A 20921-nucleotide genomic window follows, 5' to 3' on the forward strand; every position below is an offset into this window, starting at 1 on the left:
TCGGCAGGATAGACTTTCTGCTTGTACGGGATGCCGACGGCCCATGTGAGGCCGCGCGCACTCAGACCCTGCCGGAACGAGGCGCTCATTCCGTAGCCAGCGTCCGCCAACACGCAGCCGAAGCGTGCACCGGCACTGCGGACCCGATCGATCTCGGCCAGCGCGATCTCAGGCTTGGTCCGGTAATCCCGGTAATCCAGCGGCACACCGGCATGATCAAGCCGGGTTGGATCGCTGGTCCAACTCTCGGGCAGAAACAGCCGCAAGCCAACCATGACCGGCACTTCGCGAGAGGCCAGCGTCAACGACACCAGAGTCTGGCAGTTGGCGTTCTTGCCCAACGTTGATGCGTATTGAGGGGCCACACCCACCGAATGCATCCCCTTATATATTGATTTGAAACGGCCCTGATGTCCCCGTTCGGGCCGGAGCACAGCTCTGCGTGGTCCATTATGGCAAAGATAATCACGTTGAAAGATAGCCCAAGAAACGAGTAAATTCGAATATTGGAGAACGATATTCACATTTTGTGTAAATTGTGATAGATTTTCATAGATGGTGAACGCGATTCGCAAGTAACCACGGTTCAAGTGATGGTTTTTCACGGAGAAAATTATGGGTGAGTGGCCTTCACAGGCGGTGAATGATTTTCGCGGACGCAGTCTCCCCGAGCCTGCGACCCCATGCGGCTATGCCGCTTTGATCGCCGCCTATGGCCTTTCGCTTCCCTTACCGCCTCGCCTAGCGGCGATTGCCGAACGCCATCATCCGGTGCCAACTTCGGATTGGGTTCTACTGACCCCGCGTCACCGTCCCGAATCGAGCCTTGCAGGCCAGCTGGTATTCGCCATGAAGTGGGAAGGCATTGATCTGGGCGTTCTGGCGCAGCTCTTCAAGACTATCGAACCTGAAGCGATCCGCGAATTCGTAATGGCGACACCGACCGGCGCCTTTGCGCGCCGGGCGTGGTATCTTTACGAATGGCTGACGGGCACCCAGCTCGATATCCCTGAACCTGGCAAAGTTCGGCTGGTGACAATCGTCGATCCTAAGCTACAATTTGCCCTTGCGCGCGGACAAGTCTCGTCCCGGCACAAAATCCTCGACAATCTCCCGGGAACACCGGCCTTTTGCCCAATGGTCCGCCGAACGCCGACCCTGCAGGCTGCCGCGGACAAGCAGTTGGATAAACGCGTACGTGCCGAAATCGGGCGCGTCCGCCCCGACCTCGTGGCGCGCGCGGCTGCGTTCCTTCTATTGAACGATTCCAAGTCATCCTTTGCGATCGAGGGCGAAAAGCCTTCCGGCACCCGCGCGGTACGATGGGGTCAGGCAATTGCGCAAGCGGGCAACAATCCCGTCACTCTGACCGAATTTGACCGTCTTCAAAGCATCGTGATCGGTGATGCGCGCTTCGTAAAACTCGGTCTTAGAACGCAAGGCGGCTTTGTCGGCGTTCATGACCGGGATTCAGGAGACCCGATCCCGGACCATATCAGTGCGCGCCATGATGACATTACAGACTTGCTGACAGGGCTTGTCGTCTACACCGAGCGAACACTCACCGAAGCGTTCGATCCCGTTGTCGCCGCAGCAGTTCTGGCGTTTGGGTTTGTCTACATCCACCCTTATGAAGATGGCAACGGGCGCATTCACCGTTGGCTCATCCATCACGCACTGGCAGCCGCCAGCTACAATCCGCCCGGCCTGGTATTCCCGATCAGCGCTGCCATTCTAAGACAGCTCGACGCGTACCGGACAGTGCTGGAAACCTATTCCAGGCCTCTTCTCCCCGAGATCGAATGGCAACGGACGCAGAGCGGCAATGTCGAGGTGCTCAATCATACCGCCGACTTCTATCGTTATTTTGACGCCACCGCGCATGCCGAATTTCTCTATGAATGCGTGGAACAAACTATCATCCACGATCTTCCCGAAGAAGTTTATTTCCTGGAGGCGTTCGACCGGTTCGGTGACGGCGTACAGCAGGTTGTCGACATGCCGTCAGCGCAGATCGAGTTGCTTCAAAAGTTCCTTCAGCAAAATGGCGGTCAGCTTTCCCAGCGCGCGCGCGCACAAGAATTTGCCGCACTGACTGATGAGGAAGTCTTACGGGTCGAGCAACTCTATCTAGATGCGTTTGAACCCCCAGCATGAATACAACAGCGAAAATCAAAGCAATTTTGGAATTTGCACGTGATTAACTCGGAAGCAAATTTGTCAAATACCTTGGCATGCAGAGGATCGTATCGTGGAACGCCAGTCCCTAATCCCCTGCCTTGTGGAAGTCGGAGATGCTAGTTGAACTCATCTTGGGCGCTATTGTTGAGGAGGGCTTCAGCGCGGGCATAAAGCATGGCAAAGGCATACTTGTAAAGCGAGAAGCCAAGCAGGAATTGGCGCAGATAAAGTAATCCATAGCTCAGCCCACTATGCGAGGATGGCAGACCGCTGGCCCCTTCCCCACCCCGAGAAAATAGCATGAGAGCAAGCGCCAGAATGATAGGTACTGACAAAAGTTTTGAGAGCATCGCAATTATGCTCTTGCGAAGCATTTGCAATAACGTTAGAGGCAGCCCTCCCGACACCGCTCGGAGAAAAGGAAACCTCTATGTATCGTGCTGCCGTCTCGTCCCTCGCAGTTGCCTTGTCCATGCCAGTGCAAGCCCAAGAGAATAATTGGCCCGTCGCCGAGAAAGATGGAACTGAGCAGGCTTCGGAAGACCGTCAGGCAAATCCCGATACTTCGATTATCGTCCTCGGAGGCCGGATTGATCCCTACCGGATTCCCGGTTCTGCCGATCTGCTCGACAGCGAAGATCTCCGCCGCTTCGACCATGGGGATGTAAACCGTGTCCTGCGTCAGGTGCCCGGGGTAAATATCCAGGAGGAGGATGGGTTCGGGTTGTTTCCAAATATCGGACTGCGTGGTAGCCCAGTCGAACGATCGAGCAACATCACACTCATGGAAGATGGCGTATTGATCGCGCCGGCCCCCTATGCCGCGCCGGCTGCATATTATTTCCCCGCCATCGGACGTATGCAGGCGGTCGAGGTAACGAAGGGCGCAGCCGCGATCCGCTCTGGACCTCGTACTATCGGCGGAGCGGTCAATCTTCGGTCTACCCAAATCCCGACGGATGGATTCTCCGGCTATGCTTCAGGCCAATATGGTTCGCGCAATTACTTCCAAGGCCAGGGCTGGGTTGGAGCTGACACAGATTATGTTGGTGCGCTGATTGAAACCTACCAGCAGGGCAGCGACGGCTTCAAATCAATCGACGGGCGTCCAGATGCTGACACCGGCTTTGAACGACAGGATTATCGTGGGCGATTGGCTGTTCACACCGCGCCGGACGCACCCGTAGAGGCTCGCTTGGAATTTGTTTATGGCCGGTCTGACCTTAAAGCCAATGAGACCTACCTCGGACTTGCCGATGCCGATTTCGCGGCAGAACCCTATCGTCGCTATGCGACCAGCCAGCGCGACGCATTTTCCGGGAAGCACGACCAATATCGTATTATCGGCACCTTGGCGTTTGCCGATGAGACGAGGATCACGGCCACGCTGTATCGCAACGACTTCAGCCGCAGCTGGTCGAAACTTCAGGATATCGATTTCGATGGCGACGGTCGATTCGATTCGATTCAGACTGTTTTCGATAGCCCCGATGACAATCGCGAAGCTCTTAATATCTTACGCGGGGCGGACAGTGCGAATGGCGCGGTGCGGATCCGCAACAACAATCGCGTCTATCGTAGTGAAGGAGCCCAGTTTTCTTTGGAACGCCCGTTCGCCATCGGCGCGACGCGCCACAATCTCGCGGTCTCCGTCCGCTATCACGAGGATGAAGAAGACAGACTGCAAAACGAGGAATTCTACTCCCAAATTGGCGGAGACCTCGTCTTTGAGCGCCAGACCGATATCGGCCAGCAGGCCAACCGGGAGGCGAAAGCGAAGGCCATCGCATTTTACATCGAGGACCGGATCGAGATCGGTGCCGTGACGCTGACGCCCGGGTTGAGGTACGAAGGGATTGATTTGACCCGGTTGGACTATGCAGGATCGGACCCGGATCGATCGACCGGGCCAACCCGGGTTCGCCGCACCAATATCGACCAGTGGCTGCCTGCTCTGGGTGTTACTTACGAGTTTGGCGACGCCATTGTGCTTGCAGGAGTATCACGCGGCTTCTCTCCTCCCGGCCCCGGCAGTCCGGACGCCCGCGCCGAAAAGAGCTGGAACTACGAAGCCGGCGTCCGCTTCAGGACTGACGAGGTCCAGGTCTCTGCGATTGGATTCTACAACGACTATTCCAACTTGCTCGGTAATTGCACCCAATCTGTCGGCTGCAGCGTCGGCGACATTGGCGATCAGTTCAATGGCGGCGCAGTTACGGTCAAGGGCTTGGAGCTGTCGGCAGCGGTCGAGCCACGCGCCACCGACACAATCTCGTTTCCCCTGTCCCTCGCGTATACGTTCACGGATGCACAATTCGACAGTAGCTTCGACAGCGACTTTTTCGGTGATGTGACTGAAGGCGATGCCCTGCCCTATATTGCGCGGCATCAACTGTATATAGAAGCGGGTGTGAACGCGGGCCGCATTGCGATCAACCTTGGGGTAAACTACCTTTCCGATTTGCGCAATGAACCCGGGAGCGGGGCTATTGCCGTAAATCAAGGGATCGACGAGCGCATCATCTTTGATCTTGCGGGAAATTTCGCGCTGACCGACAGTCTCTCCCTGTTTGCACGCGTTGATAACATATTCGATGACCAATACGCCGTCAGCAGACGTCCCTTCGGCTTGCGTCCTGGAATCCCCCGGCGGTTCGTGGGAGGCGCTCGGGTCAGCTTCTGAACCCCATGTATGTCCCGAAGCTATGCTCTCTGCACCAATCATCAACGCTGCGTGTTCGCGGGTCCATTCCGTGGAAAGATGAACCTGACTTTAAAGTGAAATACAGGGCGGGAGTGCCGACAATACTGCGATTTACCCTTGAACAGAGTTCAGTTCAGTGCTCATCAATGCGGATAATCTCGTTGCCGAAGCTTTTTGCAAGTTAAGGTTTGATCGACCCGGCTATCTCTTTGCTGCTTCAGGGGCTGTCATTGACACGCGGTCCATCATTGAAAGATCGTTACCGTCAATTTTGATGTAATTATCCAGAAATGATCAGTTATCGGCGATTTTCCAAATATTATTCTCAATATTTTTATCCGCCCAGCAAGGCAAAACCCCTGCTTCCGAGAACGTTCAGGTGGATCTAGGGGACCAATAATAACGGATGCGGACAATTTAGAAGCAAAATTCGAGTAACACCGCCGAATATATACTCATGGGTTCGGCTCTGCCCAAATACCCCGGCGACCAGCAAACCGGCTGGCAAATTTTGTGCCATAGATATGAGGATATCGGAAGGATGGCAACTTCGCGATGACAGCAATTGCAATTGCGAATCCACACCATTTGCAAGCCGCATCCAGCGGAAATTCGCTTAACCTTTTGCACCGATTTCGTGCCGGTTCGAGACAGACGAATTTTAACCAAATTATGTGGTGGACTAAATTCTTAACAAATTGTTAACTCGTCTGCATGGAACGAAAAAGAAAACATCGACTCGTATTACGTGATGAGGGTGCAAAGCACCCATTCCGATTAGCATTGCCGAGGGCAGTTTTACAAGTTGCCAAAGAGCAGGCAATCGTCGACGTGCGCGAGCCCGGCAACAGTATTTGGCAAAACGAATTTTCTCTTTCGGGCATATTGATTTTTATAGCCTTCTTCTCAGTCTTCTATTTGTTTATTTTCTGAGGGCAATTCCGTCCCATTGGTCATCACAAGACAGATTCAGGTGATGCCCAAGCCACCCAGCGATCAGGCACATCGCGGCAACCATCATCAGCCTCTCGAAGGTTGGAACATCCAAAACACTCAATCCCAATGCGACCAGTGCACCAAGCACCATGCCCAGAATTGACTACATTATTGGTGGCAATACCGACAAAACAGGCTTGCAACGCTTGGCATGGTTGTTAAAATATTCTCCACCAAAGGCGGGAATTGAATGATAAGAACGGAACCGATCGGACCAGAAACGAGCCGCCACATCCTCGGCTACAATATCAAGCAGATTTTCTAGATATTGGGGATAGTACCGCTGATACAGGCCATCAGGGCTTGACCTGATGATAAATTCTCTGCGCTGTTCGCTCTTGTTAAGGTCGGCCCGGCAGCGGCGGCGCAATTCGGGGTTTTCGAGCCAGTCGAGCCAGTCGAGCATGAACAGCGTGCGCTCGATCTTGCCAATTTCCTGCAAAGCCACGTCCAGCTGGTTTTGCCGTTCATAATGCGCATCATTACCGACGGCGCGACGTGGCCGGTCTTGATGGATGCTTACAGACACATAATGTCATCCCAATGCTCCCGGATTTTCTCGGTTTTTACGCGCTGGCCAAGGAGCGGCGAAATTTTTGGATAACGCGATGGCATTTCCATCGGTATCAGTCTGCGGTCCTAAAAATCACGCAAGCGCGGGCAGAAACTAAAGCCCAGCATCGAGCAAAGCGCAAATATATGATCGGTCGCGCCGCTGGTGTCGGTAAAATGCTCGCTGATATTGAGAATGCTGCCATGATGCAGCAGGCCGTCAAGCACAGAGGGCGCTTAATGCGTTGCAGCGGAAATCACTTTAACATGATACAGCCCGTGCTGGTCAGACACATGGGTATAAAAGCTGAAGCCAGGATCATTGCCATAGCTAGCATTGATGTCGCCGCCGCTCGCGCCTCGCTTTGCCCCGCGAAAAAACTGGCCGTCCGAGCTTGAGGTTGAGCCTGTTCCCCATACTTGCGAAATTGACAGTTTATGATGGGCATTGATGATATGGGTGAGCGCCAGCCCTTCGGCGCGAGCCATCTCGACATAGATGTGGCAATCGCGGCGGGGGGCGATCACCGCTGCCTGCCCGTCGGCACCGACGAGATAGGAAAGGTGCGATAATCCGGGTGTCTTGATCTTTTCGATAAGCATCTAGGTTCTCCTTCTAATAGGGTGATTGGATCATATCGCGAGCGATATCGTCTGGCAGAGGCGGGGGCCCGTTGTCCTGTGACAATTCGCGAAACGCGTGGTTCTGCGACAGGAACACACGCCCGCGGAATTCCTCGAGAAAGTCGGCTCGTTTGAGGCGGCCCATCACAGGTCCCTTCACCTCGGAAAGATAGAGATCAATCTCGGTATAGGCAAGTCTGTGATTGATCGCCTCGATTGCGCTGAGGATTGAAATGGCCCGCGTGATTGTGCCGTCTCCATACAGGAGCGAGGCTCCGAAAACACCCATCGCGACTAGGGCGGCGTGGATGACCCCCGCGCGCCGCCTGCACGGACCGAGCCGTGCGACCAGCGCAATGATACCGCCTTCGCCCTTGTTGTCGGCGCGTAGGACGACCGACAGGTATTTGATTGAGATCACGACTATGAGCGACCACACCATCATCGATAAAACGCCGTAAATATGCTGCGGCGTCACCCGCAGATGGCTTTGTTGCATAACAAGGTGATGGATTCCCTTGGGGAATCGATATGTATAGATGGGCCGGATGCCCAGACCCATCTCCCCGACGTACCGCACGACCAATTGGCCCGCTTATAATGCATCGCTGAAGCAGCGAGGTTCATTGGATGTGTGGTTTGACCAGAGATAAACTGGCTCTCGGTACCAGTTGGTCGGCCCGGTTGGCCGATGCGGTTTTCTGACAGCGCAATTGAGCTGTGCATGACGCTGAAGATCCTGTTCAACCTTCAGCTACGACAGGTGACGGGTCTGGTTGCGAGCCTGCTCAAGATGGCGAAACTGGACTGGCCAGTGCCGGATTATACGACGCTTTGCCGCCGTCAAAAAGCATTGTCGGTGAACCTCGGTGGGCGGCCCAGTTCGGGCGGGCTACATCTGCTGGTTGATAACACCGGGATCAAGATGATGGGTGAAGGGGAGTGGAAAACGCGTAAACATGGCGCTTCATACTGCCACCAATGGCGCATATGACACGAGAGGCTGTCATGCCGTCATCGCTGAGCACGGTGCCAATCAGATCATCCCGGTACGCCGCAACGGGCGGCCGTGGACCAAAGATGGCCCTGGCGTTGACGCCCGCAATGAAGCACTGCGCACAACCAAACGGCTTGGCCGGACGATCTGGAAAAAGTTGAGCGGCTATCACCGCCGCAGCCTTGTCGAAACCAAGATGCATTGCTTCAAGCTCCTCGGCCAGCGCGTCGCCGCGCGCACCTTCGATCATCAGATTACCGAACTAAAAGTCCGCGCTGCAGGCCTCAATCGGTTCTCAGCAATAGGAAACCCGAAGACCATCCGGGTCGCATAATAACTCCAAGTAAAACCTGACTCGCGACCGTCACGAGTTATGCAACAAAGCCCGTAGAAGAGAACCTGTCGAGAAGGGCCGTTGCAGCCCCGCCAGCCACCGTCTTCACTCTTGGTTTGGGTTTTGTTGAGCTTCGACCTCAGCGCGAACCTGAGCGTAGAGGGGTTCAGGACCCAATTCAGCCAAGGGTTTACCATTTACAAAAAAGCTTGGCGTTCCCTTGACGCCAAGCGTGTTCGCGTCCTCCAAATCGGACTTCATCATCGCATTTATACCGGCGCTCGGCATTGCCTTGGCCTTTACAAGATCGAGCCCGGCCGCCTTTGCGGCCGACCATGCTCCTGTCATGTCACCATTGTGCCATTTGGGCTGCGCGTCCAATAGTGCCTCCATTACCGGTTGCAGGACGCCCTGCGCACGTGCAGCCTCCAGAATACCAATAGCTTCAGCGGAACCTTCGTGCAGCGGCAGGTAACGCATGACAAGCCGAACATCCTTTGGATACGCGGCGAGTATTTGCTTGACGCTTGGGTAAAAAGCACGGCAGGCCTCGCAAGACGGGTCGAAAAATTCTACAATTGTCACCGGTGCACTCTTGGGTCCGATTATCGGTGAATGAGGACGCACAAATATGTCCTTTGGCACAGCCGCCGCCTTGGCTGCGGGTTCTCCAGCAACCGAACTGCTGTATAGAGTTACCCCGGCAGCGAAAGCGCCAACTGAGAGCAAACTCGTCAAAACTACTCCAAAACGCCTGTTCATGATCGTGATCTCCGATAAAGGTTGAGAAAAAATAAGATGGCCGAAAAGGCTACCAGCGAGAGAAGCGGAATCGGCACGGCACCAAAAAGCGTCATTTCGCCGTTTGAGCAGGACGGTCCTGAACCGCATTGTTGGATCTCGTCTGGTACAACTCCAAGATAGAGCAACAAATGATAAAGCGCGATCACCCACCCCGCCAACGCAAGGGCAAACGCATAGGGGAGCACATCTCGATCCGATCGGTAGGCCGCGATGCCGAGCATGATGGCCAGCGGAAACATAAAGGCGCGCTGGAACCAACATAACTCGCACGGCGTCTGGCCCATCACCTCACCAATAAAGATTGCGCCAAGGCTGGACGATAGCGCAACGAACCAGGCAGCAAACAACGCTGTCCAACCGCTACCGGCATAATGCCCCCTTGATCTGATTTCGTTCATCGCAGCCGATCGCATCGGGCAAAAATACCGATGAAAATGCGTTGTTGGGTCATATCTAGCTCCTCTTGATCATTAGCAGTATAAACTATCGGGGGCTATAGTAGTAAGCATCGGATTATACATCGGCCGATGATCTGATGGCCCTGCCGCTACCCCGACCCAGGGCGCTGCTGGCGGACAAGGGCTATGACGGCGACAGGTTCCGAGAAAATCTGCTCATGCGCGGCATCCTCCCAATCATCCCGCCGCGATCGAACCGCAAGGTGCCTGAGCATCCCGACTATCGCCGCTACAAGGCTCCTGTACATTATTGGGACACAGATTCACGGTAGGCGTGTAAAATAGCAGCCGGTCGGCTAACGCGCCAAAGCCCACCATTCGCAGCCCCTCTTGCTACACCACGACCACCTTCGCGCCTAGCATGTGCTAGCCTAACTAAGCCGTGCACGGTGTTCGAAGAGTCACCGACCATGATTTTCCTGCCACGGTTTCGTCGCGGCGATGCGAGATAATTTGAATAGACGTGCCTTGGCATACCAAATTGGGCGGATGGCATCCCACACTCGTGTAGGGGTGGCAGAGAATAAATTTTCATGGTTTTAGGAACGATCAAGAAAAGGCTCCTGAGTGCCTAAATTTCATAGGTCACTCAGGAAAAATAATTTTCCGCTGCGCTCGGGGCATTGTGCACGCTGCGGGACGCGACCGTCAGGAATTTACTTTCCTATGGTCTAATAACCGCAGCTATTTCCGAATGCAATTATTTGATGTTGCGACCATCAAACGCCACCCCCGACACGGCAGCTTTCAGCCCAGTTGCCAGAGCTTCGATCAGATGGCTTTGGCTTTCACAATTTGTGATTGCGTGGGTCGTGCGAAAATTTTCGCGGCAATCAGATGACCATGCGCCCTCGACAGCTCGCAATGGCAATTCGTCGCTTTTCCACCTAATAGACAGACCGCCGTTTCCTATTGTCCAAATTTCAACTGTAGCAGATAAACCCGCTCCCGTTATCATAAGTGTATAATCATCTTTGTTTTCAACAACCAACACATCAGCGCCTGCTTCTTCGCAGGATGCGACTATTAACGCCACCAGACCTTGGCGACCTTCGGTTTGATTTAGCAAAAATTGTGGACTGTCGGTCATTTAACTTGGTTTCACTTCGCTTCATTTATCTTATGCACAAGCAATGCTTAATAAAATACCAATACCCGCCCTGAAAATGGGAGTTCGTGGCAACAAATGCTTCTCTCTCAATGATAGTTGGATCCTTAACGTCGCCTGCTTACGTCACAGTCTGCAATAGAACCTGCCATTCAGCAATCCACCCGATTGTTCTCTAATACGTCAAGGGCAACTGCTGTTTTCCTGAACTGGTGCGATTGCCTGTGGGTGTCTGCGTTCTCTGTGTGTTCGTCGGCACTTTATGGAGTCAGCTGGTTGCGGTGTGGCGAGGTTGAAATCGCAGTCGAGCGACTGGGGCCGCATGCTACACAATAGGCGCCATCATCCGCTCCCTCCCTCGGGCGTTTGCTCCCGCTCGGGAGCTCGTTTCGATCTCCTTTCTTACCGGTCAGGCCGGATGGAACGCGGTCCCATCTCGGAGCATGGCATGCATGATGATGGCAAGGCGCCGCGCGAGCGCGATGCGCGCCTTCCGCATGGTCGAGCGCTGCGCAATTGCCAACGCCCAATTCTTAAGCTTCAGTTCGCCCCTGTAGCGGGTCAGCATGACGTGGGAAACCTCATAGAGAAGCGTGCGCACCCTCCGGTCTCCACACTTTGATATGCTGCCGACATCGCTCGATTTTCCGGTTTATGTCGTATCGGGTGATGAGATATGCTCCGGCTTGCCTGTTTATTAGGCTGGCATCGGGATTAGTTTGGCGAGTTTGCGCATCTAGAACGAATATTAAAGCTGGACCGGCTACGTCTCCGGCATCGCCGTTCGTTCTCCCATAATCGCAGTATCACCCGCTTCCACAGAAATACTGAATCACATCTCTATATTGCTTGCAAGGCTGAATTTTTTTATACACGTCACCTCACAACATCGAGCCAACATCAGAGCCAACCGACGGATAGGCACTGACCATTTTTTTCAGTTCGCTCGTGGTCAAATCAAGACGCATCGCCAGACCGAAAAAATTGATGATTTCGGCATACTCCGGCCCCAACAAATGCGCGCCCAATATTTTGCCGGTTTCATCATCGATGATCACCTTGGTGGCGGCGCAGGTCTCTCCCACTCGCAGATTGGAATACCAGCCGCTTGTATCGTTGGTCGCGATGCGCAACTTGTAACCGGCCGTTTTTGCTTCTTCTTCCAGCATACCCACACGCGCCAGTTCGGGTATCGTAAATACTACTATGGGAACCCCTTTGTAGTCTGGCTTGGCATGATTGCCTTTCAGCATATTTGACGCAACCGCCTTACCTTCAAACACCGCCACCGGCGTGAGCGGTGCACCTTTGGTGTCCGCTGCATCCCCCGCTGCATAGATTGACGGATTGGAGATACTTTGCAGATATTCGTTCACTTTGACGCCATGGGCGTCGGACTCGACGCCCGCCTTGTCCGGATCAAGATCATCGATCGCAGGAACGCGCCCCGCACCATGCACGATCAAATCAGCTGAATATTCTTGGATGTTGCCGTCGACATCAAGAGTCACCGAATAGCCGCTACCTTCCTTGGCGATGGAGATGAGACTGGTTTTCTTGACGACCTCAATTCCTGCCTCTTTGCTTCGCTCCAGCAATTTGTCGACGAGATCAGGATCAAAGCCCTTGAGGGGACGCTCGCCGCGATCAATGATCTGAACATCGCTGCCCGCGCGCGCCGCGATATGTGCAAACTCGAAAGAGATGAAACCGCCGCCCACAAACAGTATCTTTTTCGGAAGGCTCTCCAGCTCCAGAAACGCTGTGCTATCAATGAGATACTGCGCCCCAGGCACGTCAATTTTCCGCGGCTTTGCACCGGTTGCAATCAGTATCTTCTTCGCCTGCAGCCGTGTTTTTCCGTCAACCTCGATTATGTTCTCAGCGATAAACTTTGCACTGCCGTGCAGCGTTGTGACACCATTTTTATCAAGGCCAGATTCAATTTTCGGTGGCATTTTTTCGGTGAATGCCCGCTTGAACGCCATCAGGTCCGACCAGTTGATAGCCAGACTGCCGGGCTCGATGCCCTTGCCATTCATCAAGGAAGCAGCATCAATTATCTCTGCGCCGCGTCTCAACATTTTTTTGGGATCACAGCCTCGCAAGGCACATGTACCGCCATAGGGTAGCTCGTCCACGACGGCGACGGACCATCCCGCTGACGCACATTTGTTGGCCGCAGTGACTGCCGCCATGCCGACGCCGATGACGATGAGATCAAAAGACTGGGTCATGATTGGTTCCTTGATAAGCGACATTTGGACTAACGGGTGGAGCGGCTGCGGGTTCCGCGACGATCGATGGAGATGCTGTCAGGGAGGATGAGGCAAGGGGGTAAATGCTGAAAGTTCGCATCATAGGTCTCTGAGGACTTTGTTTCGGCTCGCCATTGCACTTCGGCGATATATGCTTGACGTGAAAGCAGGTCGCGTTCGTTTCGACGCCTCACCCTCCTTTGTGAAGCATGGCCCTAACAGCATGCCGCTTCTGGCGTATCAAACAGGCCCTTGAAATCGGTTTTTCCGCTCAGGCGATCAAGATAGAAGTCTGGATCTTTTGCAAAAACCTCTGCGCAATGGGGGCAGCGACAGAAACGAATTTCCTGCCCGTTGTGCAGTACGGGAACCGTGTAGGCGGTCGGTTTTTCAGCAAGACACGCGGGACAGACATGGATATCCCTAACCTCTTCGACAAAACGTTCTGGCTGTTTCTGGAAAATATCGGCGCAACCCTGGCAACAGAAGAAATAGACGATCTCATTATGGACAGCCTGTGCCGCCTGGTCGTCGGTAATTCCAAGCCGCACCAAAGAGCAGCCACAGGTGGGACAAATTTTAACGTTCATGACGCTTAGTTTCCTATCATGTTTCAAATTTCTTATGCCGTAGCCTTGGGAACCGGGCATCGTTTTAATGGTGGTGACACAATGTCGAAAATTGAGGACCCAATCATAAATGCCAACCCAACATAGAATACGGCATTGCTCCAGGCTGCCGACCAGAAAAGGTAGAATTTTGCCAATACCAAAACTGGCCCGATCAGGCTCAATATCCCACGCCAAATGATGCGGTGGCGATTGAACAAATAAAGATTGGCAATCAGGGCAATGATGACAAAAATTGGTAATAATCGCGTTATAATTAGGCCTTCATAGTGATCCAACCACCCAAGGCCCAGCGAAGCCCCGAGGGCGGCAATGGCCGGAAAACAGTTTGCGCAGCCCATTGCTGCGACAATGGCACCGATTGCGCCCGCGCCACTCCCGCTACTTGAGGCAATATTGGCTGCACTTTCGGTCTCAATATCTGTTTTCATAGGCGATTCATTTCTCCACGGCCTGCCTGAGCTAGCCCGCGCAGCAGGAGAGCTTGGTCACATCTTTGTCGAATGTCTGGGCAGCAAGTTTCAGACCTTCAACAGTGGTTAGATAGGGAAAAATTGTTTCCCCAAGCGCCTTTGCCGTCATTCCAAATTTTAGGGCCATAACCAGTGTCTGGATGCTGTCCGAACCCTCGGGAGCCATAATCTGACCGCCGAGCAATTTGTCGGTCTTCCGGTCAGCTACCAACTTGATCAGGCCTCTCGTGTTACGAGCCGCCAATGCCCGCGGCACCTGATCCAACGGGACAAGGGATGTTTTAACATCAAAACCCGCTTCTCGCGCGTCGGCCTCACTCAAACCCACGCCCGCGACCTGGGGGTCGGTAAAGACCACCCACGGCATGGCCGAGTTATCATATGATTCCGACCCCATAGCTACTGCGTTCTTGGCAGCGAGCTTTGCGCCATAAGCGGCCATATAGACAAATTGATCGCGGTTGGTCACATCTCCTGCCGCATATATTTTTGGATTGGACGTTTGCATGTTGTCACCGACGACAATCGCGCCGCGCTTATCAAGCGTAACGCCGACATCTTCGAGACCCAACGCTTCTGTGTTCGGTGTCCGGCCTGTCATCACAGCCAGACTTTCGGCGGTAAGTTCAAGCCGTTCGCCTTCATGCTCGATACAAATCGTGACGCCAGAAGTGTCTTGCCGACAAGCATCGTAGGTACTTCCGCAATACATGATAATACCTTCAGCGCGGAAAGATTCAGTCAATGCATCCGAAATTTCTGGTTCTGCACCGGGCAATAGACGTGAACGGCAAATGATCGTCACTTCGACGCCCATCCTCGCCATCATCAAGGCCAATTCCGATCCGATATAGCCGCCGCCGATGAAAATCAGGCTCTTGGGCAATATTTTCAGATCGAGCAATTGGGTGCTGTCGAGCGTTGAAACCTCGTCAATCCCCTTGATGGGAGGGATAGAAGGACGGCCACCCGTCGCAATAATGATCTTTGGCGCATGGATCTTGCGTTCGCCAATTTGAACCCCGCCCTCGACAACGCGAGCTGGCCCTTCATCGAAATAATCGACATTCTCATATTCGGGCAACAGGTCGGCATATTTTTTTTGCTGCAACCCGGAAACGAGCTCATCTTTCGACGTTACGAGCTGTGCCCAGTTTTCTACTCGGGCATCCCCGGCGATTCCGGGAAAGCGGCTTGCTGATTTGGCACCATGAATAGCCTCTGCGGCGCGTATCATCGCTTTCGATGGAACGCACCCGACATTAACGCACGTGCCGCCAATCGCGCCGTGACCGATTAGAGCAACCTTTGCCCCGTTCCCCGCCGCCGTAATCGCAGCTGAGAACCCTGCTGATCCAGCACCCACGACAACAAGGTCGTAGCGTCTGCCATCGCCTGACGCGCAACAATCATCCATAATTTTCAATTCTTTTGCTTAGGGTTTAAACAATCTTACTTTGCGGCGGCGATTTTCGCTGGGTAACCCGCATTTGTCGATGCAGAAGCAATCGCCGATTCAGTGGTGCGTTTAGGGTCAAACGTCACTTTTGCCGTTTTTGCCTGAAAATCAACATCGACAGAAGACACGCCGCTAACCTTGCCCATCGCCTTCTTGACGGTGATCGGACAGGTGGCGCAGGTCATTTTTTCGATTTTGAATGTTTCGGTTTTGAGGGCATTTTGTGATGCCGCCTCTGCAACGGCTTGGGCGCCGGAAGTTGGTAACAATGTCATGGCACCGAGCCCCCCAGCGCTAAGGGCAACAACGACTGAAAATATGATATAAGCACGTTTCATAATCTTTCTCCTAGTAAAAATACGGTGCCCACCAATCGATTGTGATTGATAAAGCGATGAGTGATGTGCCCAGCCACAGGGCAGATTTCGTGATGATTGATGATTGTGGGCGAGCACAATAGGAACCGTCTTCACAGTCAGGTCTTGTCCGAAAATAGACATGCCAAAAACCCGCTGCCAAAAACCCGAGAGTTATTGCGACAAAGTACCACTTATAAGGTTCAAGAGCGGTAAGATTGCCAATCCACGCTCCGCTTACGCCAAGGGTTACAAGGACGAGCGGTACAATACAGCAGGACGATGCCAAAATTGCGCCTGCTATGCCGCCCACTGCCCACCAACTTTGCTTTTCTGGCGATTGTGGGGGCATTTCTGTCTTAACGGTCTCTGGCAATATCGTATCTTTCATTGCGATTGATCTTCGATGGAGATAACTATACTCTCTGTAGTAACTACAGGAACAAGGACTTTTTATGCAACAATCTGTCAAGCGCGGAAAACTGGCCAAAATCGCCGGCTGCAACATCGAAACGATACGATATTACGAGAATATCGAGCTGTTACGCGCCGTTGATCGAACAAGCAGTGGTCACAGGGTCTATTCGCCTGATGACCAGGCACGGTTACGCTTCATTCTGCGCGCGCGGGAACTCGGTTTTTCAATTGCGGAGCTAAGAGGTCTTCTTAGCCTGGTCTATTCCAACGAATATACGTGCGGAGAAGTGTTGGCCGTAACCAACGATCACATTACCAGTATTCAACGGAAAATATCCGATTTAAAACGTCTGGAGCAAACATTGTCGGACATGGCGCAAAAATGTGATGGCGGCGAAGTGCCTGACTGCGCCATCGTTGATGCAATGTTTCATTGAGGACAGCTTTATCCTATATCGCGCGCGACAACAGGACTGTCAGGGTTGCAAGCATCGGCACTAAGGACCGCTATCGACGTAAAAGTTGGACAAATAGTGCGAGCTAATTGCAGCCCCAAAACATCCACTCGTTCGAGTTCAGCGAGCCGCCGATCACGTTTGGCGAGCAGGTTGCCCCGCTACAGAGGACCCTCTTGCCATTGTGGCGACCAAGCTATCAGGGCTTTATCGGCTTCGAAAATCCTTTCTTGCGAAACCAGAAACTCCACACGGCCAGACTACCGAGCAGTGCCAATGCCAAACCGGCAATCGACTGCACAACTTTATAAACTGTACCGCCAACCTTCGCCGCATGGAGCGGATAGGCGAGATTGAATAGCTGCAAGCCCTGCGGCATAGCGAGCGCATCTTTAGCCCGAAGCAGATTGCCGGTTGCGCCATCGAACCAGATGATCGTGCGGCCATTATTGTGCCATTCACCCGGCCGCTTCAACCGGATGGCAACGGGACCGCCCGTTTTTCGCGGCAGTCCGATGATACGGATGGTGGCATCAGGAAAGCGCGCTTGCGCCACTGCCATGATGCGAGGCCAATCGGCATTATCCGCAGGTCCCGCGGTCACTTTCGGCGGTTCGAGCGCCGACTCCATTTCGGCTGCGTTGGAGAAAGGCGACAACAAAAGTTCCGCGACCGGCTTGAGCGTCATCATTACACCGGTCAACATGGTGAGGAACAGCAAAGGCGCGATTATCACGCCCATATCGCGGTGCTGCCTTATGATTGCGGGCCTTGTCATTCTGGCAGGCCACAGGCGCAGCCTGAATGTCTTTCGTGTCGGCCACCACAATATCAGTCCGGTAATGATAAATCCCAGACCGACCAGTCCGGCGATGCCGCTGACCGTCTCTCCCGCTTCCCCGACAAGCAGATGGTGGTGCAGGTCAAACAGGAAAATTTCCGAGCGAGCCCAGAAGCTGTCCCATGACGCCATGGCAGATCCATTCGCATCGGCATAAAAGCCGCTGTCCGGTCCGGTGCGCACCGTGTGGAGGGCAATATCGCTGTTGGCAAAAACGATGGAGGTCGGTTTCTGGGTCGAACCAGCCAGAATATTCTGCGTAAGCGCGCCAAGCGTGGCTGGGTCGGTCTCAACAACAGCTTCTGCCGACACTGTCAGACGCAGCCAGGCGCCCTTCCACACCAATAAGGCGCCGGTCAGGCCGAGCAGCGCCAGCAACAGACCGATTAATCCGCCGGCCCAACGATGGATCGACGCGACCAGCTGCATCAGAAGCTATATTTCCAGCCCAGCGTGAACGCACGTCCACGGCCGGATACATAAGTGCTGTCATTCACAAAGGTAACTGTCTGCGCATAATAGGTAATATATTGCTTATCGAGAATATTCTGGATGCCTAGGCTGAAATCACCAAAGTCGTTACCTGTGTATGACAGCGCAAAATCAACCAGTGTAAATCCGTCAAAATCATTTTGTGGCAATCCGCCCTCGAATGTCCGATCAAAAAAAGTCGATGACTGAAGCCGTGCTGACAGGCCAGCTGCAATCGGACCTTCGACGAACAAATTCAGCCGGTCCGGCGAAATATTGCGTCCGTCGAGATCGCGGTCGACAATATCGTCCCCGTCGCTATCAAAGCGACCGTAGAGTTTTGCAAAATTGGCACCGAAGCCAAAGCCGGATGGGAAATGGTAATCGGCAGCAAATTCAAATCCGGAAATCTCGGTGCGTTCTCGCCGAATTTGTCCTGCACCATTGACCACCTGAATGCGCGAACCAAGATCGGAATTGGACCAAAAATAGCTGGCATCAAGGTTCAGGCCGTTCTTGTGATAACCCGCTCCGATTTCGATATTGTCGGCAATGACCGGCTGTAGATCAATGAGATCGGCTACTGTCTGTCCCGGGGTGTTGACGGAACGGAGAACAAGACCGGCGTCCGGCATGGTGAAACCCTGTGCATAGGATGAAAAAAATGTCAGCCCTTCCAGCGGTTCGACCACGATGCCCGCATTTCCAAGTAGCTTGTCAAATGTCAGCGAAGAGCCTTCGACAAAGGTTGATCTGGCGCTGGCGATAGTCGTGAAATCGGGCACATCGAGCGTCACATTCTCGTAGCGCAGCCCGCCGGACAGGCGCACGGCCTCGTTGAGGAAGGTCTGCTCGAGCTGCACGAAGGGCGCGAATTCTTGAAATTTCAGCAACGGTACCCAGAGCCTGTCCGTTTGTGCCAGTTCCTGGAAGGTCTCGTCATGCAGATAGTCGACACCTGCCGCGATCTGCAGCCCGTTCCATAAAGTATCTTCGCGCACATAGGTCAGCTTTGCGCCATATTTTTCCGATGCCAGTGCTGACTGGTCGAACAGGCTGCCCGCTGGCGCAATCGACACATCCTGAAACACCGGGAACGTATCTCCGCCATATAGCGCGTAGAAATCATAATAATATCCCGCGAGCGACAGCTTGCCGCCGAACAGGTCCCTGTCAGTATAGGACAGGGCCAGATTTACGGCTTCATTGTAGGTAGGGTCTCCAGCCGGTACGCCGCGGGCGCTGGTTGCGGGAATACCTGCTGCAATGTCGCCGTCGACGCGAACATAATCGCCGTCACCAGCAAGATTGAAATAATTGGCCGTCAGTTCGATCCGTTTGCTGTCATCAATGTCGAGACCAAGCTTCCCGAAGACATTATAGGATGTGGTGTCGGCAAGGTCGCCCTGTGTGGGATCGACGCCCACCGCGTTACCGTTTCCGTCATAATATAAGTCGTTTTTCTGGTAGGCCCCGGCGACGACAAAATCCACAGCACCAATTTTTTGACCCACCAGACCCGTGAGCCGTGTGTGGAAGCCATTGTCTTCAAAGTCGTCGGTCGAGATTTCGGCGGAAACTTTCGCCAGCAGGTCGCCATTCGTTGGCGGGGCGACGGTGACATAATTGATGACACCGCCGGTCGCGCCCACACCCTGAATGGCATTGGCACCGTAAATCACCTCGACGCGGTCGACAAACGCGGGGTCGATGGTGAATCCGCTACGCTCACCGTTGCGCAAGGGAGTCGATTGCGGAATATTGTCGAGTAGATAAAGCGGCGTGCGCCCGCGCAGGGTGACGCCGCTGCTTGTCATCTTCTGCCGTCCGGGGGTCAGGCTGGGAATGGAAAAACTGAGGCTATCGAGCAGGCTCGTGCTGACCGACAATTGCTGGTCGATCGTCTCGCGGTCAATGACGCGAACGCTGTTCGGAATGGCGCTGATCGGTTTGTTGACGCGCGATGCGGTCACGATAATTGCGGGTTTGAATTCGTCTGCCCGGCTAACATCGTCATCTCGTTGATTTTGGTTTTGCGATTGGGTCTCGCCGCCGTCCTGTGCCCATGCGGCAGGAGAGTGCATGGCAAACAGCAATATCCCGAAAGCTGCCAAGTTTTTGAAATGCGGTGTCCGATTCACGATATAATTCCCTGTCTAATCTCTAATGCGAATGCGAATTATTCGCAATAATAGCAAAGGTCAATAGACCTATTGGATTCTTTCGAATATTTTGAAGCGAGCGGAATGGTTGTAAGCTTGCCAATATCCTGCGAACCAGACTGACAGTCTGCTTTTCATGACTCTCGATTTTAAATCAGACAGCAGAAGGACGGCTTTCCAGTTTAGCCGCACTTGGTGCTATCGGGTCGGGGCCTGAGCAGCCTAGAGGTTAGCACTTGCTCAAGAGGCGGCGTATGCGAAGCCGATGGCTATTGATGCATTAGATGCGCCTACGGCCCATCGGATCTTCATGCAGCACCGGTTGATCGAACAACCGGCAATGATGTCCGTGCTTGCCGATCTCGCGGTAGAAAGTGAAGCCGCAACCGCTCTTGCCTTCCAGGTCGGAGCCGCATTTGATATGGCCGACCCGCTATCCCGTCTGCTGACCCCCATCGCAAAATATTGGGTTTGCAAACGTGCGCCCGCGATGGTGTATGTAGCAATGGAATGTCTGGGCGGAACAGGCTTTGTCGAAACTGGTCCGATGCCGCGCCTTTTCCGTCAGTCTCCGCTGAACGCGATCTGGGAAGGCTCGGGAAATGTGATCGCGCTGGATGTCTTGCGCGCAATGGCACGCGA

The 20921-nt window shown here is 53.7% G+C and carries 17 protein-coding genes and 5 pseudogenes; 6 read left to right on the plus strand and 16 right to left on the minus strand.

Going from position 1 to position 20921, the window contains the following annotated elements; all coding sequences use genetic code 11:
• A pseudogene (locus V7650_RS17630) lies at window positions 1-386 on the minus strand (IS701 family transposase); the annotation flags it as partial.
• A 229-nt stretch (window positions 387-615) separates the two neighbouring features.
• Here V7650_RS17630 and V7650_RS17635 point away from each other — a divergent pair.
• Window positions 616-2157: a Fic family protein gene (locus V7650_RS17635; RefSeq protein ID WP_335657525.1), complete on the plus strand. Its 1542-nt coding sequence runs from the start codon at window positions 616-618 to the stop codon at window positions 2155-2157.
• Between the two features lie 140 nt (window positions 2158-2297).
• On the opposite strand, the gene V7650_RS17640 is transcribed toward V7650_RS17635, so the two are convergent.
• On the minus strand, window positions 2298-2531 hold the full coding sequence (locus V7650_RS17640) for a hypothetical protein (protein ID WP_335657526.1): 234 nt from the start codon (window positions 2529-2531) through the stop codon (window positions 2298-2300).
• Window positions 2532-2611: 80 nt separating this feature from the next.
• Between V7650_RS17640 and V7650_RS17645 the strand changes: the two genes are divergently transcribed.
• The gene (locus tag V7650_RS17645) at window positions 2612-4864 is read left to right on the plus strand and encodes a TonB-dependent receptor family protein (protein ID WP_335657527.1); all 2253 of its coding nucleotides are present in this window, start codon (window positions 2612-2614) and stop codon (window positions 4862-4864) included.
• A 1342-nt stretch (window positions 4865-6206) separates the two neighbouring features.
• Here the strand turns inward: V7650_RS17645 and V7650_RS17650 are convergent.
• Window positions 6207-6901 (minus strand): annotated as a pseudogene (locus V7650_RS17650) (Tn3 family transposase); the annotation flags it as partial.
• Window positions 6902-7049: 148 nt separating this feature from the next.
• Window positions 7050-7619: a KUP/HAK/KT family potassium transporter gene (locus V7650_RS17655; RefSeq protein WP_335657528.1), complete on the minus strand. Its 570-nt coding sequence runs from the start codon at window positions 7617-7619 to the stop codon at window positions 7050-7052.
• Here V7650_RS17655 and V7650_RS17660 point away from each other — a divergent pair.
• Window positions 7606-8388, plus strand: a pseudogene (locus V7650_RS17660) (IS5 family transposase). The gene V7650_RS17655 and the pseudogene V7650_RS17660 sit on opposite strands and share 14 nt — an antisense overlap.
• Before the next feature lie 105 nt (window positions 8389-8493).
• On the opposite strand, the gene V7650_RS17665 reads toward V7650_RS17660, so the two are convergent.
• Window positions 8494-9150 (minus strand): DsbA family protein, encoded by a 657-nt coding sequence (locus V7650_RS17665; protein ID WP_335657529.1) that lies wholly within the window; start codon window positions 9148-9150, stop codon window positions 8494-8496.
• The gene (locus tag V7650_RS17670) at window positions 9147-9590 is read right to left on the minus strand and encodes a disulfide bond formation protein B (protein WP_335657530.1); all 444 of its coding nucleotides are present in this window, start codon (window positions 9588-9590) and stop codon (window positions 9147-9149) included. Before V7650_RS17670 ends, V7650_RS17665 begins: the two co-directional genes overlap by 4 nt.
• Window positions 9591-9712: 122 nt before the next feature.
• Between V7650_RS17670 and V7650_RS17675 the strand changes: the two are divergent.
• A pseudogene (locus tag V7650_RS17675) lies at window positions 9713-9922 on the plus strand (transposase); the annotation flags it as partial.
• Window positions 9923-10350: 428 nt separating this feature from the next.
• Here V7650_RS17675 and V7650_RS17680 read toward each other — a convergent pair.
• The 8 genes and pseudogenes from V7650_RS17680 to V7650_RS17715 form a co-directional block, all read right to left on the minus strand.
• A complete protein-coding gene (locus tag V7650_RS17680) occupies window positions 10351-10740 on the minus strand; it encodes a hypothetical protein (RefSeq protein WP_335657531.1) in 390 nt (129 codons plus the stop codon).
• A 427-nt stretch (window positions 10741-11167) separates the two neighbouring features.
• Window positions 11168-11392, minus strand: a pseudogene (locus V7650_RS17685) (IS110 family transposase); the annotation flags it as partial.
• A 247-nt stretch (window positions 11393-11639) separates the two neighbouring features.
• Window positions 11640-12995: a dihydrolipoyl dehydrogenase family protein gene (locus V7650_RS17690; RefSeq protein WP_335657532.1), complete on the minus strand. Its 1356-nt coding sequence runs from the start codon at window positions 12993-12995 to the stop codon at window positions 11640-11642.
• Between the two features lie 236 nt (window positions 12996-13231).
• Window positions 13232-13606 carry a hypothetical protein gene (locus V7650_RS17695; protein WP_335657533.1) on the minus strand — a complete coding sequence of 125 codons (375 nt, stop codon included), beginning with the start codon at window positions 13604-13606 and terminating at the stop codon, window positions 13232-13234.
• A gap of 32 nt (window positions 13607-13638) precedes the next feature.
• Window positions 13639-14076 (minus strand): organomercurial transporter MerC, encoded by a 438-nt coding sequence (gene merC / locus V7650_RS17700; protein WP_335657534.1) that lies wholly within the window; start codon window positions 14074-14076, stop codon window positions 13639-13641.
• 31 nt (window positions 14077-14107) lie between these two features.
• The gene (gene merA / locus V7650_RS17705) at window positions 14108-15535 is read right to left on the minus strand and encodes a mercury(II) reductase (RefSeq protein ID WP_335657541.1); all 1428 of its coding nucleotides are present in this window, start codon (window positions 15533-15535) and stop codon (window positions 14108-14110) included.
• Between the two features lie 35 nt (window positions 15536-15570).
• On the minus strand, window positions 15571-15915 hold the full coding sequence (locus tag V7650_RS17710) for a heavy-metal-associated domain-containing protein (RefSeq protein ID WP_335657535.1): 345 nt from the start codon (window positions 15913-15915) through the stop codon (window positions 15571-15573).
• Window positions 15916-15925: 10 nt separating this feature from the next.
• Window positions 15926-16324 carry a mercuric transporter MerT family protein gene (locus V7650_RS17715; RefSeq protein WP_335657536.1) on the minus strand — a complete coding sequence of 133 codons (399 nt, stop codon included), beginning with the start codon at window positions 16322-16324 and terminating at the stop codon, window positions 15926-15928.
• Between the two features lie 64 nt (window positions 16325-16388).
• On the opposite strand from V7650_RS17715, the gene V7650_RS17720 reads away from it, so the two are divergent.
• A complete protein-coding gene (locus V7650_RS17720) occupies window positions 16389-16787 on the plus strand; it encodes a MerR family transcriptional regulator (RefSeq protein ID WP_335657537.1) in 399 nt (132 codons plus the stop codon).
• A 217-nt stretch (window positions 16788-17004) separates the two neighbouring features.
• Here V7650_RS17720 and V7650_RS17725 read toward each other — a convergent pair whose 3' ends face one another.
• Window positions 17005-18075, minus strand: a complete 1071-nt coding sequence (locus V7650_RS17725; protein WP_335657538.1) for a PepSY-associated TM helix domain-containing protein — start codon at window positions 18073-18075, stop codon at window positions 17005-17007.
• Window positions 18075-20258 carry a TonB-dependent receptor gene (locus V7650_RS17730; RefSeq protein WP_335657539.1) on the minus strand — a complete coding sequence of 728 codons (2184 nt, stop codon included), beginning with the start codon at window positions 20256-20258 and terminating at the stop codon, window positions 18075-18077. Before V7650_RS17730 ends, V7650_RS17725 begins: the two co-directional genes overlap by 1 nt.
• 286 nt (window positions 20259-20544) lie before the next feature.
• On the opposite strand from V7650_RS17730, the gene V7650_RS17735 reads away from it, so the two are divergent.
• Window positions 20545-20921, plus strand: a 377-nt coding sequence (locus tag V7650_RS17735; protein WP_335657540.1) for an acyl-CoA dehydrogenase family protein, incomplete at its 3' end; no start/stop codon positions are given.

The sequence above is a fragment of the Parasphingorhabdus sp. genome (assembly GCF_036964565.1).
Lineage (GTDB): Bacteria > Pseudomonadota > Alphaproteobacteria > Sphingomonadales > Sphingomonadaceae > Parasphingorhabdus.

What these genes read in the sequence shown, in the direction of transcription:
- V7650_RS17635 (WP_335657525.1), top strand. Translation starts at nt 616, where the DNA reads ATGGGTGAGTGGCCTTCACAGGCGGTGAATGATTTTCGCGGACGCAGT.
- V7650_RS17640 (WP_335657526.1), bottom strand. Translation starts at nt 2,531, where the DNA reads ATGCTCTCAAAACTTTTGTCAGTACCTATCATTCTGGCGCTTGCTCTC.
- V7650_RS17645 (WP_335657527.1), top strand. Translation starts at nt 2,612, where the DNA reads ATGTATCGTGCTGCCGTCTCGTCCCTCGCAGTTGCCTTGTCCATGCCA.
- V7650_RS17655 (WP_335657528.1), bottom strand. Translation starts at nt 7,619, where the DNA reads ATGGGTCTGGGCATCCGGCCCATCTATACATATCGATTCCCCAAGGGA.
- V7650_RS17665 (WP_335657529.1), bottom strand. Translation starts at nt 9,150, where the DNA reads ATGAACAGGCGTTTTGGAGTAGTTTTGACGAGTTTGCTCTCAGTTGGC.
- V7650_RS17670 (WP_335657530.1), bottom strand. Translation starts at nt 9,590, where the DNA reads ATGAACGAAATCAGATCAAGGGGGCATTATGCCGGTAGCGGTTGGACA.
- V7650_RS17680 (WP_335657531.1), bottom strand. Translation starts at nt 10,740, where the DNA reads ATGACCGACAGTCCACAATTTTTGCTAAATCAAACCGAAGGTCGCCAA.
- V7650_RS17690 (WP_335657532.1), bottom strand. Translation starts at nt 12,995, where the DNA reads ATGACCCAGTCTTTTGATCTCATCGTCATCGGCGTCGGCATGGCGGCA.
- V7650_RS17695 (WP_335657533.1), bottom strand. Translation starts at nt 13,606, where the DNA reads ATGAACGTTAAAATTTGTCCCACCTGTGGCTGCTCTTTGGTGCGGCTT.
- merC (WP_335657534.1), bottom strand. Translation starts at nt 14,076, where the DNA reads ATGAAAACAGATATTGAGACCGAAAGTGCAGCCAATATTGCCTCAAGT.
- merA (WP_335657541.1), bottom strand. Translation starts at nt 15,535, where the DNA reads ATGGATGATTGTTGCGCGTCAGGCGATGGCAGACGCTACGACCTTGTT.
- V7650_RS17710 (WP_335657535.1), bottom strand. Translation starts at nt 15,915, where the DNA reads ATGAAACGTGCTTATATCATATTTTCAGTCGTTGTTGCCCTTAGCGCT.
- V7650_RS17715 (WP_335657536.1), bottom strand. Translation starts at nt 16,324, where the DNA reads ATGAAAGATACGATATTGCCAGAGACCGTTAAGACAGAAATGCCCCCA.
- V7650_RS17720 (WP_335657537.1), top strand. Translation starts at nt 16,389, where the DNA reads ATGCAACAATCTGTCAAGCGCGGAAAACTGGCCAAAATCGCCGGCTGC.
- V7650_RS17725 (WP_335657538.1), bottom strand. Translation starts at nt 18,075, where the DNA reads ATGCAGCTGGTCGCGTCGATCCATCGTTGGGCCGGCGGATTAATCGGT.